Annotated in this window: 12 protein-coding genes and 1 pseudogene; 2 read left to right on the forward strand and 11 right to left on the reverse strand. The window is 75.1% G+C overall.

What is annotated here, in order from left to right; all coding sequences use genetic code 11:
- Window positions 1–263: 263 nt before the first annotated feature.
- On the forward strand, window positions 264–884 hold the full coding sequence (locus tag ACI79W_RS10485) for a hypothetical protein (RefSeq protein ID WP_456562020.1): 621 nt from the start codon (window positions 264–266) through the stop codon (window positions 882–884).
- Window positions 885–894: 10 nt separating this feature from the next.
- Here the strand turns inward: ACI79W_RS10485 and ACI79W_RS10490 are convergent, their stop codons facing one another.
- The 7 genes and pseudogenes from ACI79W_RS10490 to ACI79W_RS10520 all read right to left on the reverse strand — a co-directional run bounded on the left by ACI79W_RS10490 (window position 895) and on the right by ACI79W_RS10520 (window position 9,671).
- Window positions 895–1,947: a hypothetical protein gene (locus ACI79W_RS10490; protein ID WP_456562021.1), complete on the reverse strand. Its 1,053-nt coding sequence runs from the start codon at window positions 1,945–1,947 to the stop codon at window positions 895–897.
- A 28-nt stretch (window positions 1,948–1,975) separates the two neighbouring features.
- Window positions 1,976–3,010, reverse strand: coding sequence for a hypothetical protein (locus ACI79W_RS10495; protein ID WP_456562022.1), 1,035 nt, complete (start codon window positions 3,008–3,010; stop codon window positions 1,976–1,978).
- Window positions 3,007–4,482 (reverse strand): annotated as a pseudogene (locus ACI79W_RS10500) (UGSC family (seleno)protein). The gene ACI79W_RS10495 and the pseudogene ACI79W_RS10500 overlap by 4 nt, the downstream one beginning before the upstream one ends.
- Entirely contained in the window at window positions 4,479–5,558 is a 1,080-nt protein-coding gene (locus ACI79W_RS10505; protein WP_456562023.1) for an acyl-CoA dehydrogenase family protein, read from the reverse strand. Before ACI79W_RS10505 ends, ACI79W_RS10500 begins: the two are co-directional and overlap by 4 nt.
- Window positions 5,555–6,691, reverse strand: coding sequence for an acyl-CoA dehydrogenase family protein (locus tag ACI79W_RS10510; RefSeq protein ID WP_456562024.1), 1,137 nt, complete (start codon window positions 6,689–6,691; stop codon window positions 5,555–5,557). The genes ACI79W_RS10505 and ACI79W_RS10510 overlap by 4 nt, the downstream gene beginning before the upstream one ends.
- A gap of 66 nt (window positions 6,692–6,757) precedes the next feature.
- Window positions 6,758–7,495, reverse strand: coding sequence for an enoyl-CoA hydratase/isomerase family protein (locus ACI79W_RS10515; protein WP_456562025.1), 738 nt, complete (start codon window positions 7,493–7,495; stop codon window positions 6,758–6,760).
- Window positions 7,496–7,526: 31 nt separating this feature from the next.
- On the reverse strand, window positions 7,527–9,671 hold the full coding sequence (locus ACI79W_RS10520; protein WP_456562026.1) for an acetate--CoA ligase family protein: 2,145 nt from the start codon (window positions 9,669–9,671) through the stop codon (window positions 7,527–7,529).
- 104 nt (window positions 9,672–9,775) lie between these two features.
- On the opposite strand from ACI79W_RS10520, the gene ACI79W_RS10525 reads away from it, so the two are divergent.
- Window positions 9,776–10,465, forward strand: a complete 690-nt coding sequence (locus ACI79W_RS10525) for a TetR/AcrR family transcriptional regulator (protein WP_456562027.1) — start codon at window positions 9,776–9,778, stop codon at window positions 10,463–10,465.
- Window positions 10,466–10,605: 140 nt separating this feature from the next.
- On the opposite strand, the gene ACI79W_RS10530 is transcribed toward ACI79W_RS10525, so the two are convergent.
- From ACI79W_RS10530 to ACI79W_RS10545, 4 genes are read right to left on the reverse strand one after another with little or no spacing between them, the layout of a single operon-like run.
- The gene (locus ACI79W_RS10530) at window positions 10,606–11,376 is read right to left on the reverse strand and encodes a fumarylacetoacetate hydrolase family protein (RefSeq protein WP_456562028.1); all 771 of its coding nucleotides are present in this window, start codon (window positions 11,374–11,376) and stop codon (window positions 10,606–10,608) included.
- Window positions 11,376–12,164 (reverse strand): SDR family oxidoreductase, encoded by a 789-nt coding sequence (locus tag ACI79W_RS10535; protein WP_456562029.1) that lies wholly within the window; start codon window positions 12,162–12,164, stop codon window positions 11,376–11,378. Before ACI79W_RS10535 ends, ACI79W_RS10530 begins: the two co-directional genes overlap by 1 nt.
- Before the next feature lie 3 nt (window positions 12,165–12,167).
- The gene (locus ACI79W_RS10540) at window positions 12,168–13,022 is read right to left on the reverse strand and encodes a fumarylacetoacetate hydrolase family protein (protein WP_456562030.1); all 855 of its coding nucleotides are present in this window, start codon (window positions 13,020–13,022) and stop codon (window positions 12,168–12,170) included.
- Between the two features lie 32 nt (window positions 13,023–13,054).
- Complete coding sequence (locus ACI79W_RS10545) at window positions 13,055–13,942, reverse strand: dihydrodipicolinate synthase family protein (protein ID WP_456562031.1); 888 nt, start codon at window positions 13,940–13,942, stop codon at window positions 13,055–13,057.
- Window positions 13,943–13,987: the final 45 nt, after the last annotated feature.

Here is a 13,987-nt window from a genome sequence, read left to right on the forward strand (position 1 = left end):
CCCCGACGGGCAACTGGTCGTCCGCACCCCCTCAGGCGTCTCCCGCACCACCCGCCCACCCGGCTGGTGCCACGACCCCGAACCCGACCCACCCTGGCTCGACGAGCAAGCCCCACCCGACCCGCTGAGCCACTGAGCTGCTGCGCCGCTGCGCCGCCGGAACCACCGCGACCGGATGCGTTCCCAAGCAGCGCGACGGCGAGGACAGTGGACGGCGCAGCCGCGTCGCCCGGGCCCCGCCCGCTCGCCAGAGGAGCCGTCGCATGTACGCGCGTTCCACCACCATCGCCGGCATCCCCGAGCAGGTCGAGCGGGGCATCGTCTACATCCGGACCCGCGTCCTCCCCGCGGTCATGGGCATGGACGGCTTCATCGGTCTCTCCATGCTCGCCGACCGGAACTCCGGTCGGTGCATCGTCACCAGCGCCTGGGAGGACACCACCGCGCTGCACCGCAGCGCCCCCCAGGTGAAGGCCATGCGGGCCCGCGCCAGCGACATCCTCGGCGGCCCGGCGGTGGTGGACGAGTGGTCGATCGCCGTCCTGCACCGCAAGCACCCCGCGCCCGAGAACGCCTGCGCCCGCGTCACCTGGACCCAGGGCGACCCGGAGCGGCTCGACCGGATGACCGATGCCTTCGGCGTGAGCATGGTCCCGCGGCTCGAGGAGCTCCCGGGTTTCTGCTCGGTCAGCGTCCTCGTCGACCCGGCGAGCGGCCGCGCCACCACCGCCGTCACCTACGACTCCCGCGACGAGATGCAGGCCGCGCTCGACCGCGCCACCGGCCTCCGCGAAGAGTTCACCGCCCAGACGGGCGCCGAGGTGGTCGGGGTCGCCACCTTCGACCTCGTCGTGGCCGAGCTGCGGGTCCCCGAGACGGTCTGATCCGCGACGGTCAGCCCGGCCCCAGGGGCCGCACCGGCGCCGTCACCGACCGGGAACCGCCCGGCCACGTCGGGAGCAGCAGCATCTTCACCCCCGCGCCCCCGGTGACGACGACGTGCACGTCGGACGGTGACGCCGCCACGCGCAGCTCCTCCTCAGCCGAGTACTGCGGCAGCCCCGCACGGAAAGCCAGCGCCGGCGCCGACCCCTGCAGCAGCGCGCTGCCCTGCTCGAAGAGGAACTCCGCCATCCACTCGTACCCCCACCCGTGCACCGCCAGCAGCTCGGCCGGCTCCGGCGGCAGCAGCAGGAACTGCTCCCCCAGCGCGGCACGCCGCGGATCACCCGACGCCAGCGCGACCCCCGCCATCGCCGCCGCAGCCGGCCCCAGCACCGACGGCGGCTCCCGGTAACCTTCCCCGGGCAGCGCCTCCACCACGCTCCCGACGCCGATGACCGTCACCGCGTCGACATCCACCCCGAGCCCCCGGCGCTGCGCCAGCGACGGCAGCGGGCGCGCCGCCTCCGCGGTGCAGCAGGTGTACTTCGCCGGCTGCCCGATCGTCGCCATGTCGGTCAGCCCGGCCGTCGCTCCCCCGATGCCCGCCAGCGCCATCGACACCGCCCGCCCGATGCAGGCGTTCGCCCGGTTCCCGGTCCCCAGCCCGCCGGCACCCGACGTCATGCCCAGCCGCCTCGCCACCGGGCCGTGCACGAGCACCGCGACCGCCGGCGCACCCGTCGTCGTCGACAGCCCCAGCAGGTTGAACGGCTCCTCCAGGGCCGCCCGGCAGGCGGCGACCACCACCGGCAGCTCCCCGGGCCGGCACCCCGCGAGCACGGCGTACCAGGCCACCGACCGCACGGTCAGCGGGCCGAACAGCGGCGGCACGAGCCCGAGCTCCTCGTCGGGCGCCGTGACGCCGCCCAGCATCGCCCCGAGCCCGGCCGCGGTCGGCGGCACGACCGGCAGCCCGTCCCCGTGCCCCGCGGCCAGCAGGTCGGCCAGGACCGCACCCGGATCGGCATCGGCCTCGACCAACGGCAGCCCGCCCGGGTTCACGGTAGGTCCGGGGTCGGGAGATCCGGGTTCACGGGCGGACCGGCACCGCGCGCGTCACCGCCGCCGTCGCGCCGAACGAGGGGATCCACGCCGAGTGCTTCCCGGCCCCGCCCGCGACCAGGATGTGCAGCATGTCGGGGCCCGTGCTGACCGTGTAGAACTCCCCGTCCGGCTTCACGCCCCAGTCCTCGAACTGGCGCCGGTTCTCCTCCGACACCTTCGACACCGGCACCCGCGCCTGCTCCCACAACCGCTCGCGCAGCGACTCCGCGGTCCACCCGTCGCGGTGCAGCGTCGCGGCGTGCTCCGGGCCGAGCACCAGGAAGTGGGGCCCTTTCACGTACAGGTTGTTCGATCCCGTCTGCGCCATCGTGCCGGCGATCGTCATCAGCAGCCCCTCCCCGGTCGCGCTCCCGTGGTCGTTGATGTTGTGAGGCCCCTCGCACGCCGCCACCGTCACCGTCGACTCCCCCGGCGCGAACCCGCGCCGCACCGAGAACGGCTCGAACGGGCTCTCCTCCTCGTTTTCCCCGAAGCACCACGTGTACTTCGCCGGCCCACCCTGGGTCGACCGGTCCATCGAACCGGGTCGCGCACCGCCGACGTGCGTCGTCAGCAGCTGCACCGCCCGGCCGATCACCGCGTTGGCCCGGGTGCCCTGCCCGAAGCAGTTGGTGCCGCAGTTGACGCCCAGCGACCTCCGCACCGGCCCGTTCACGATCACCAGGGGCGCGCACGGGTGGGTCGTGGCCAGCACGCCGTGCAGGTTGTACTCGGGCGCCAGCAGCGCCCGCACCGCGGCGAGCACCACCGGCAGGTCGGCCGGCCGGCACCCGGCCATGACGGCGTTGGCCGCGAAGCTCTCCCGCGTCGGTACCAGCCCGGACGGCGGCACCGGCCCGAGTTCCAGCTCGATCCCGTCGAGCGCCTCGAGCGCCGCCGCCACCCGCTCCGGTGTCGGCGGCACCGTCGGCAGCCCGTCGCCCCAGCCGCGCTCCTCCGCGACCTCGTGCCAGCGCTCCTCGGTCACCCCGGGGAGCTCGACGACCTGCGTCTCGCTCACTGCCCCTCCCGCGCGGCGTCGGCCAGGGGCAGCAGCGCACCGGCCGCGACCTCGATCCGCTCCGCGAGCTCCTGCTCGTTCAGCCCACCCACCGGGTGCGGCACCACGATCACCCGAGGCGTCACCCGCCGGGCCTTCGCCTGCGCCTCGACCAGCGGCAGGAACGTCGAGGTCACCAGCAGCGGTGCCACGACGCCACGCTTCTCCAGTTCCACCGAGTCGTGGAGACTCCACGACGAGCACGAGCCCTAATCACCGACCGCCACCAGCACCACCTTGTAGCGCTGCGCCAGCCAGTCGATCACGTCCTTGTCGGCCGCCGCCGAGGCGTTGGGCTTGCTGGCGAACCCCAGCTCCGGCAGCGCCCAGTGCTCCTGCAGCCGGCCGCCCACCCCGCGCAGCAGCTCGGTCGCGTTCGGCTTGGAGTTGGAGAACAGCGCCACCTCGGTCCAGTCCGCGCTGCCGCCCACCGCCACCGCACCTTCGGCCTCGGCCGCCGGCACGCCGTAGGTCGGGTCGACGACGCGCAGCCCGCGCCCGGCCGCCGGCCCCTCCGGCGGCGAACCCGCCGCGGCCCGGAGTGCCGCGACCGCCGCCTCCCCTGCCGCCGCGCCGTCGTCGACCGCGGCCGCCACCGACTGCACCGCACCCGACCGCGCGTCCCCGGCCACCAGCACCACCGTCCCGGCGGTGGCGCGCACCCCGTCGGCCGGCAGCCGGCCCGCGGCGTCGGCGGGCACCTCCTCGACCAGCCCGCCCGGCCCCCGGCGTCCCACGTACGGGAAGAGCCCGTCCACGGCGAACTCCCGTGATCCACCGGGCGTCGCGACGACGACGCCCGCGAGCACGCCCTCGCCCCGCAGCGCGGTCACCCGCACCCCGGTCAGCACCTCCACCCGCTCCGCGGCGGCCAGCCGGCGGGCTCGCCCGGCGTCCCACCGCGGCTCGCCCGGCACCAGGAGGATGACCGCGGACGCCACCTCCGCGACCTCCAACGCCTCCTCGGCCGTCCACTCGTCGTCGCCCACCACCGCCACCGCGCGGCCGCGGAACAGCGGGCCGTCGCACCCGGCGCAGGTGGAGATCCCGCGGCCGACGAGCTGCTCCTCGCCGGGCAGGCCCAGCCGCCCCGGCCCCAGCCCGGTCGCGACGACGACCGCCCCCGCGGTCACCGCGCCCTCGCTCGTCTCCAGCCGCGCCGGCGTGCCGGGCCGCACCCGCGTCACCTCGGCGAACGCCATCGTCACCCCGGCCGCCTCGGCCTCAGCGACCAGTCGCGACAGCACCGCCGCCGACTCCACGACCTCCCCCGGTCGCGGGTGGTCGTGCACGGAGGTGAGGTTGACCAGCTGCCCGCCCGGGGCCATCCGGTCGTAGGCCACCACCCGCAGCCCGGCCCCGGCAGCCACCCGCGCCGCGGTCAGCCCCGCGGCACCGGCGCCGACGACGGCGACGTCCCAGTCGGTGCTCATGCGCTCACCAGCCCCGTCGAGATCGTCGGCCAGAGCTCGTCGGCACCGGCGTCGGCCAGCCGCCGCCCGAGCTCCCGGCCCCACGACCGCTCGCTGCCGAACTCGTCCCGCCACGACCACAGCCGGCGGCTGAGCTGGCCGAGCTCGTACTCCTTCGTCATGCCGATCGCGCCGTGCGCCTGGTGCGCGGCGCGGGCCGCCACGGTCGCCGCCTCGCCGGTCACCACCGCGGCCGCGGCGACGTCGGAGAAGACCGGGTCCGGCCGCGCGTTGCGGGCCGCCACCTCGACGGCCATGCGTGCCAGCTCCGCCTCCTCGGCGATCGTCACCAGGTGCGCCTGCACCGCCTGGAAGCGGGCCACCGGCCGGCCGAACTGCTGCCGCTCGCCGGTGTACCGGACGGTCAGCTCGCCCACCCGCTGCAGCGCCCCCGAGATCAGCGCCGCCCGGGCGAGCGCCCCGCGCAGCCGCAGCGCGTCGGGATCGACCCCGGCCGGCGCCGGTGCGACCGCCTCGTCGGCCAGCGGTGCGTCGTCCCAGGTGAGGGTGTCCCGGGGTTCCGCGGCCAGGTTGCGGCCGGGCTCCACCTGCGCGGCCGCCGTCGGCGCGGACACCACGTGCCGCTCCCCGCCGACCGACGCCAAGAGCACGACCCGGGTGCTCCGGCCGCCCCAGGGCACCCGCTGCACCCGCGCGGTCAGCCGCCACCGCCCCGGCCCGCCGGAGAGCTCGACCACGTCACCGGGTCGGCCGACCGCCACCGACGCCGGCCCCTCCGGCAGCTCCAGCCCGGCGGCCGCCAGCGCCCAGCCGGCCAGCAGCCCGCTCTCGCCCAGCGGCACCGGCGCGGCGAACCGGCCGGCCACGGCCAGCAGCGCGCACGCGTCGGCGACGTCGCCGCCCGGGCCGCCGGCCTCCTCCGGCACCGACACGTAGGGGAAGCCCGCCTCGTCCAGCGCCGACCACAGCCGGTCGCTCCAGCCGCTCGTCTCGGCCGCGACCACGTCGTCGGGGGTGCACAGGTCGCGCATCAGCCCCGCGGCCACCTCGGTCAGCATCGTGCTGTGCTCGCTCATGCCAGCCCCTTCGCGGCCACGGACCGCAGGATCTCGGTGGTACCCCCGCGCAGCGTGTACGACGGCGAGGTCAGCACGGCCTCGGCCAGCAGCCGCTGGAACAGCGTGCCCGTCCCCTGGTCGACCTCGGTCTCGGCGGCGCCCCGCAGCGCCTCGACCAGGTCCTGCTCGAACCGGGTGCCGACCTCCTTGACCAGAGCCGCCTCGACCACCGGCACCTGCCCGGCGTCCAGCGCGCGGGCCACCGAGAGCGACAGCCCCCGGATCGCCCACGCCCGCGCGGCCAGCCGCCCGATCACCACCGCCTCGTCGTCGGCGACCGCCTTTCCGGCCCCCTCGCGCACGAACTCCCGCAGCACCGGGAACGTCGACAGCCACCGGTCGGGTCCGCTGCGCTCGTAGGCCAGCTCGCTGGTCACCTGCTGCCAGCCCGAGCCGATCTCACCCAGGACCATGTCGTCGGCGACGAAGACGTCCTCGAGGGCGACCTCGTTGAAGTGGTGCGACCCGTCGAGGTACGGGATCGGCGAGACGGTCACGCCGTCGGCCCGCAGGTCGACGATCAGCTGCGACAACCCGGCGTGCTTGCGCCCCTCCTCCATGGGGGAGGTCCGGCACAGCACGGCGAAGTAGTGGTTGCGGTGCGCCTCGCTGGTCCACACCTTGGTGCCGGTGACCCGCCAGCCGCCGTCCACCCGGGTGGCGCGGGTGCGCACCGAGGCGAGGTCGGAGCCGGAGTCGGGCTCGCTCATCCCGAGCGAGAAGTAGATCTCCCCCGCCGCGATCCCCGGCAGGAAGCGGCGGCGCTGCTCCTCGGTGCCGAAGTGCAGCAGCGTCGGGCCGGTCTGGCGGTCGGCCACGAAGTGCGCCCCGATCGGGGCGCCGGCGGCGAGCAGCTCCTCGGCGACGACGAAGCGCTCCACCGCGCTGCGGCCGTGCCCGCCGTACTCGGGCGGGATCGCCATGCCCACCCACCCGCGGGCGGCGAGCTTGCGGGAGAAGCCGGGGTCGTAGCGGCCGGCGAAGCCGAGCGCCGGCCGGTGGTCGGCGGGCAGCTCCGCGGCCAGGAAGTCGCGCACCTCGGCGCGCAACGACTCCTCGGCGGGGGTGAGGGTGGTGGCACCGAACTGCATGGCCGGTCTCCTCCGGTCGGGGGTGCCCGCCGGGCCGCCGAGGTGCGGCGGCCCGGCAGGGTGTGCTCAGGCGGTCTCGCGCCGCCGCTGGGACCACATCTGCGTGGCCCGCTCGAAGTGCAGCGCGGCCTCCCAGCCGATCCCGGGCGGGCCGGACTCGGTGCGGAACGAGCGCGCCGCCTCGCGGGCGAGCTCCGGGTCCTTGGCGGCCCGGCCGGCGAGCTCCATCGCCAGGTCCTCGACCTGCTCGTCGGGCACCGCCTTCCACGCCATGCCGATCTCCGCGGCGCGGACCCCGTCGATCTCCTCGCTGAACAGACCCATGGCGGCGGTCGCCTCGCGGCCCGCGGTGCGGGAGCTGATGGTGAAGTAGCCACCGCCCGGGTGCAGGCCGATGCGCAGGAAGCCGGCCAGCAGCCGCGCGGTCTCCGACACGATCCGCAGGTCGGTGGAGAGGGCGAGGTTGATGCCGGCGCCCACGGCGGCACCGCGGACGGCGGCGATCGTCGGCACCTGCAGCAGGCCGACCCGGCGGAACGCCTGGTAGACCGCGCCCAGCTCCTTGTAGGTCTTGTCCTCGGCCTGGTCGGAGCCAGGCGTCCAGCGGCGGCGGTCGGCGCCCGAGCAGAACACGCCGTCCTTGCCGCGCACGACCGCGGCACCGATGGCGGGGTCGCGGTCCACCTCGTCGCACAGCTCCGACAGCTGCATGCCCATCTCGGGCGTCAGGCCGTTCTTCACCTCGACGTTGTCGACGGTGAGGACGGCGACGCCGCCCTGCTTCTCCAGGTGTACCTGTCCCACGCGGGAGTCCTGCCTCTCTGTGTGAGTGGTGCTATTCGCCGAGCGGGGCGCGGTGGCCGGTGGTGCGCACCAGCACGTCGACGGCGGTGGCCCCGCCGCCCTGCGCCCCGACGATCAGGGGGTTGACCTCGAACTCGGCCAGCCTGTCACCCCCGGCCACCGCAGCCTGCGACAGGCGCACCACCGCCTCGACGGCGGCGGCTACGTCGGCCGGTGGCGCACCGCGGAAGCCGGCGAGCAGCGGCCAGGCGCGCAGGCTGCGCAGCATCGACCAGGCCCGCTCGGGGGTCACCGGCGCCAGGCCGGAGGCGATGTCGCGGTACAGCTCGGTGGTGATCCCGCCGAGCCCCACGGTGACCACCGGGGGGAAGCCGTCGCGGCCGGCCGTCGCGGCGAGGATCAGCTCGGTGCCGGACGGGATGAGCTCCTGCACCTGCACCCCCTCGACGTCCGGGACGTGGTGCCGGCGGGCCGCCTCGACCAGCTCGGTGAAGACGGCGGCGGCCTCCTCGGCGGGGACGCCGACCCGTACGCCGCCGACCTCGCTCTTGTGCGCCAGGTCGCCGGCGGCCAGCTTGAGCACGCCCGGACCGGGCAGCGCGGCGACGGCCTCGCGGGCCGCCTCGGGCGTGGTCACCAGCGTGGCGGCGGGCTGCGCGATGCCGATGGATCGCAGCAGCTCCGGCCCGTCGACGACGTCGGCGTCCAGCAGCTCGCGGACCCGGGCGGCCGGCACCTCGGGGGCAGGCGGCAGCGCAGGGGCCGCCCCCCGGTGCGCCGGGGGCGCCATGCGCGCGGCGGCGCGGACGACCCCGCCGACCGAGCCGAAGACCGGGATGCCCGCGTCGCGGAGCACCCGCCGGCCCTCGGTGGTGAGCTCCTGGCCGGCGATCCAGCCGACGAGCAGCGGCACCGGCAGCTTGGCGGCGGTGAGCACGAGGTCCTCCGCCAGCCGGGCGCCGGCGTCGCCCACGACCATCGTCACGAACACCGCGATGGCGTCCACCGACGGGTCGTCGGCGACGATCCGGCAGACGTCGCCGAAGGCGTGCGCCCCCCGGTTGAACAGCTGCGCGGTGACGTCGACCGGGTTGGCCAGCGCGCCGAACGCCGGGATCAGCGGGCGCAGCCGGTCCTGGGTGTCGGCGGAGAGCTCGGGCATCTCGAGGCCGACGTCCTCGCACTGGTCGGCCGCGAGGCTCCCGGCACCGCCCGAGGTGGTGACGACGGCGATCCGCCGCCCTTCCGACCGCTTGCCGGTGGACAGCAGCGCCGCCACCGAGAGCAGCTCGTCGATGTCGTGGACGAGCACCACGCCGTGCTCCTCGGAGGTGAGCACGAACGCGACGTCGTCCCCCAGCATGGAGCCGGTGTGGCTGGCCACCGCCCGGCGCCCGGCGCTGGAGCGGCCGGACCGGAGCACCACCAGGTGCCGGCCGGTCTCGCGGGCCCGGCGGGCGAGCGCGGCGTAGGCCTCGCCGTCGTCGGTGGCCTCCACGTAGAGCATGAGGACCCGGATGGCCGGGTCCTCCAGCAGCTCCCGGGAGACCTCCAGCAGGTCCAGGTCGGCCTGGTTGCCGGTGCTCGCCCAGAACGACAGCCCCAGCCCCATGTCGGTGGCGAGGTCGAGCACCGAGCCGCCCACGGCACCGCTCTGCCCGACGTAGGCCACGCCGCTGTCGGAGGTGAGCGGCCGGTCGGCCGCCGCGGTGAAGGTGGCCACCACGCCGGTCGGCGCGTAGAGGAACCCCTGGCAGTTGGGGCCCAGCACCCGCACGCCGGTCTCCCGCGCCACCTCCGCGAGCCGCTGCTGCAGGGCCAGCCCCTCCGGGCCCACCTCCGCGAAGCCGGACGCGTAGACGACGGCGGCCGAGGCACCGACCGCGGCCGCCTGCCGGATCGCGTCCTCCACCCGGTCGGCGGCGACCAGCACGAGCACCAGGTCCACCGGCCCCGGGACGTCGGCGAGCGTCGGGTAGCACTTCTGCCCGACCAGCTCCTCGTAGTTGGGGTTCACCGGGTACAGCGCGCCGGTGTACCCGTGCTCGACCAGGTACCGCAGCGGCCGGGACATGAGGTTCTCGGTGCGGCCGGAGATGCCGAGCAGGGCGATCCCCCGCGGCCGCAGCAGGGCGCCGAACCCACCGGGGCGGGCGTCGGTCGACGAACCGGTCAACGGGATCCGCCTTTCGGGCGGGCGACGGGGTGGGCGCGACCAGCTAAGTTGACACCGACGTCAGTGTCAACAGTGCCCCGAGCGCTCCGGGAAGGAGGCCCCTGGTGCAGCTCCCTGGTCCCGCCGGCCGGCCGGGCACGGCCGCCGAGGCGCCCGCCGCACCGGTCACCGAGCGCGGCCGGGCCATGCGGCTGCGGCTGCTCGACGCGGCCCGGCAGGTCTTCGAGCGGGACGGCTTCCTCGACGCCCGCGTCACCGACATCTCCGCGGCGGCCGGCGTCGCGCACGGCAGCTTCTACACGTACTTCCGCTCCAAGACCGACGTCTTCCGGGCGCTGGTCGCCGCCACGATGGACGACCTCTACGCCTCCCTGGGCAGCGGGGCGGAAGCCGGCAGCGGGGCGGCCGACGGCGGCGCCCGCGACCGCCCCGCGGACCCGGTCGCCGCGATCGAGCGGGCCAACCGCCGGTTCGTCGCGATGTACCGGGAGAACACCGCGCTGATGGCGCTGTTCGAGCAGGTGACCACCTTCGATCCCGAGGTGCGCGCCGTCCGGCAGGGGGCCCGCGAGCGCATGGTCGGCCGGGTCCGGCACAGCATCGAGCGGTACCAGGCCGACGGGCTGGTCGCCGCCGACCTGGACGCCGAGTACAGCGCCCACGCGCTCGTCGCCATGGTGAACGGCCTGGTGCACTACTGGCTGGTGCTCGGCGGCGACTTCCAGCAGGAACGCCTGGTCGAGGCGCTCACCCGGCTGTGGGCGCAGTCCCTGGGGCTCCCCGCCCCCCGCTGAGCGGCCGGCTCGACCGGCGGCGGGTTCCGGCAGCCCGGGCGACCACGGGGAGGGCGACCGCGTCGGGGCCCGGATCGCGGTCGGCCCCGGGTCGAGCCTCGGGCGGGGAGGTCCACCCGGCGATCACCCCGCTGCGGACCTCAGCCGGCGATGCGGGTGGTCAGCGTGCCGATGCCCTCGATGGTCACCTCGATCTGGTCCCCGCGCTGCAGCGACCCGACCCCGGCCGGCGTGCCGGTCAGGACCACGTCGCCGGGCAGCAGCGTCATCGCCTGGCTCACCCAGGAGACGCACTCGGCGACGTCGCGCAGCATGTCCGCGGTCGTCCCGTCCTGCCGCACCTCGCCGTTGACGGTGGACCGGAGCGCCAGCGCGGAGGGGTCGACGTCCGTCTCCACCCACGGCCCCAGCGGGCAGGCCCCGTCGAAGCCCTTGCCGCGGGTCCACTGCCCCTCGCGTTTCTGCACGTCGCGCATCGTGAGGTCGTTGGCCACGGTGTAGCCGAACACCACGCCGGTGACCTCCTCCGCCGTGACCGCCTTGCAGCGCCGGCCGATGACGACCGCGAGCTCGCCCTCGTAGTGCAGGTCGGAGGTGAGCGCCGGGTACTCGACCTCGGCGTCCGGGCCGACGACCGAGGTGGACGGCTTGAGGAACACGATCGGCACCTCGGGCACCTCGTTGCCGAGCTCCTTGGCGTGCTCGGCGTAGTTCCGCCCGAACGCGACGACCTTGCTCGGCTCGACCGGCGCGAGCAGCCGCGCCCCGGCGAGCGGCAGCTGCTCACCGGTGCGGCGCAGGCCGTCGTAGGGCAGCCCCTCGAGGACGTGCAGGACGGCGTCGTCGCCGTCGCCCTCCACGACGGCGTAGGCGGGGTCGCCATCGGTGGCCTGGTAGCGGGCGATGCGCATCAGATTGCCTTGACCAGGCCGCCGTCGACGAGCAGGTTCTGCCCGGTCAGGTAGGTGTTCGCGCCGGAGACGAGGAAGGCCGCCACCCGGCCGAACTCCTCGGCCTCCCCGTAGCGGCCCAGCGGGATCGCCTTCTCCGACTGCGCCCGCACCTCCTCGATCGAGAGGCCGGTCTTCTCCGCCCGGTTGGCGTCCAGGGCGGCGACCCGGTCGGTGGCGATGCGGCCGGGGCCGACGGTGTTGACCAGGACCCCCTCGCGGGCGAACTCGATGGCCAGCGACTTGGCCAGGCCGACCACGGCGACCCGGTAGGTGTTGGACAGCAGCAGGTTCTCGATCGGCTGCTTGACCGACGACGACGTGACGACGGCGATGCGCCCCCAGCTCTGCTCCCGCATGTGCGGCAGCACGCCCCTGATCAGCCGCACCGTGCTCATCAGGTTGAGGTCGTGCGCCTGGTACCACTTCGCGTCGTCGACAGCGTCGAACCCGCCGGGCGGGGGGCCGCCGGCGTTGGCGACGAGGACGTCCACGCCCCCGAGGCGGCGCCGGGCCTCCTCCAGCAGCCGCTCGACGTCGGCGGCGTCCGAGACGTCGGCCGGGCAGTGCTCGACCTGCGCCCCGGTGGCCTCGGCGATCTCGGCCGCCGTCTTCGCCAGCTGCTCCTCACCGCGGCTGGAGATCATCACCCGCGCGCCCTCGGCGGCCAGCTGGGTGGCGGTCGCCCGCCCGAGCCCCTTGCTGGCCGCGGTCACGAGCGCGGTCCTACCGGTCAGCTGCAGATCCATCGGTCACTCCACGGGGTTCGAGAGGTCACGGAAGCCGGCGATCGAGCAACCGGCGGTGTCGCCGGGCCGGATGTGCACGGCACCGGGGGTGCCGGTCGAGATGATGTCGCCGGGCAGGAGGGTCATCACCCGCGAGTGGAAGGCCACCAGCCACCACGGCCGGAAGGTCATGTTGGAGACGACGTTGCGCCGGTGCACCTCGCCGTTGTGGACGGTCGCGACCTCGAGCGCGTCGACGTCGGGCACCTCGTCGACGGTGACCAGCTCCGGACCGAAGCTGAAGAACGTGTCGAAGCTCTTCGACCGGGTCAGGTACCGCGGGTTCTTCTCGAGGATGTCCTCGGCGGTCATGTCCACGATCGTGGTGAACCCCGCGACGACGCCCGGCGCGTCGGCCTCGTCGACGTCCTTGCACTCCCGGCCGATGACGACGCCGAGCTCGCCCTCGGCCGTGGTCCGCTGCGACTGCGGCGGGATCCGGATCGCGTCGCCCGGGCCGATGATCGCGGTGTCGGGCTTGAGGAAGCTCGCCGGCTCCGTCGACGGAGCCTTCTCGGACAGGTCTGCGGCGTGCTCGACGTAGTTCAGCCCGATGCCCCAGATCTTGCGGGGCCGCCGGTAGAGCGGCGCGTAGGCGAGCTGGTCCTGCGGGATGGTGAGCTCGTCGAGCACGCCGGCCGGGGCACCGCCCACCCACTCCCGCAGCGGCTCCACCTGGCCCTGCTCCAGGAGCTCCTGCACCGTGCCTGGCCAGGTGGTGCCCAGGGCCTCGTTCACGGCGGTGAGGAGCACGGCACCGGAGGGCCGGACGAGCGCCGCCGGCTCGGCGCCGTCGATGCGCAGGGAGGTCAGTCGCACTGGGGGATCCCGTCTTTCGGGGTGGCCGCCGGTCAGAGACCGACGGCCGCGATCAGGTCGTCGAGCTCGGCGAGGGTGACGTCGTCGACCGGCGGGGCCGGGAAGCGGGCGTGCGGCGAGCTGATCGCCCCCCGCCGGGCGAACACCTGCTTGCGGATCGTCACCCCGCCGACGCCCAGCTGGGCCTCGTAGCGGATCAGCGGCAGGTGCCGGAAGAAGTAGGCCTGGGCCTCCGCGCGCTCGCCGGCGACGAACTTCTCGTAGGTGCCCACCAGGACCTGCGGGAAGCCGAACCCGGTCATGATCCCGTCGGCGCCGCGCAGCAGCTCCTCGTACAGGTAGACCCCGCCGAGGCCACCGAAGATGCCCACCGGCGAGGTGACCGCCTTCCGCACCGCGGTGATCTTCGGCAGCGTCGGCGTCTCCTCGAGCTTGAGGTAGCGGCACCCCTCGATCTCCTCGAGCAGCCGCACCAGGAAGGGGGCCGGCATGGTGACCCCGGTGTTCACCGGCTCGTCCTGCACCACCACCGGCACCGACACCGCCTCGGCCACCCGGCGGAAGTGCTCGAAGACCAGGTCCAGGTTCCTGGTGTTGTCCGGGGGCGCGAGCATGACCGCCGCGGCGCCGGCGTCCTCGGCCCGGCGCGCGTAGTCCAGCGCCATGTGCGTCGCGCGGGCCGACACCCCGGCCACCACGGGCACCCGCCCGGCGGTCGCGCCGACGTAGCGCCGGAGCACCCGCTCCCGCTCCTCGTCCAGGAGCTTGGCGGCCTCCCCCATGATCCCGAGGATCGTCAGGCCGTGGGCCCCGGCGCCGAGGTAGTCCTCGACGAGGGAGTCGATGCTCCCCTCGTCCACCGCGCCGTCGTCGGTGAACGGGGTGAGGGTGATCGGCAGGACCCCGCGCAGCGAGGTCACCGCCGAGCACCCCGCGCGGACGCGCCCTGCGACGGGCTGCAACAC

The organism is Blastococcus sp. SYSU DS0533 (genome assembly GCF_054050775.1).

What these genes read in the sequence shown, in the direction of transcription:
- ACI79W_RS10485 (WP_456562020.1), top strand. Translation starts at nt 264, where the DNA reads ATGTACGCGCGTTCCACCACCATCGCCGGCATCCCCGAGCAGGTCGAG.
- ACI79W_RS10505 (WP_456562023.1), bottom strand. Translation starts at nt 5,558, where the DNA reads ATGAGCGAGCACAGCACGATGCTGACCGAGGTGGCCGCGGGGCTGATG.
- ACI79W_RS10510 (WP_456562024.1), bottom strand. Translation starts at nt 6,691, where the DNA reads ATGCAGTTCGGTGCCACCACCCTCACCCCCGCCGAGGAGTCGTTGCGC.
- ACI79W_RS10530 (WP_456562028.1), bottom strand. Translation starts at nt 11,376, where the DNA reads ATGCGCATCGCCCGCTACCAGGCCACCGATGGCGACCCCGCCTACGCC.
- ACI79W_RS10535 (WP_456562029.1), bottom strand. Translation starts at nt 12,164, where the DNA reads ATGGATCTGCAGCTGACCGGTAGGACCGCGCTCGTGACCGCGGCCAGC.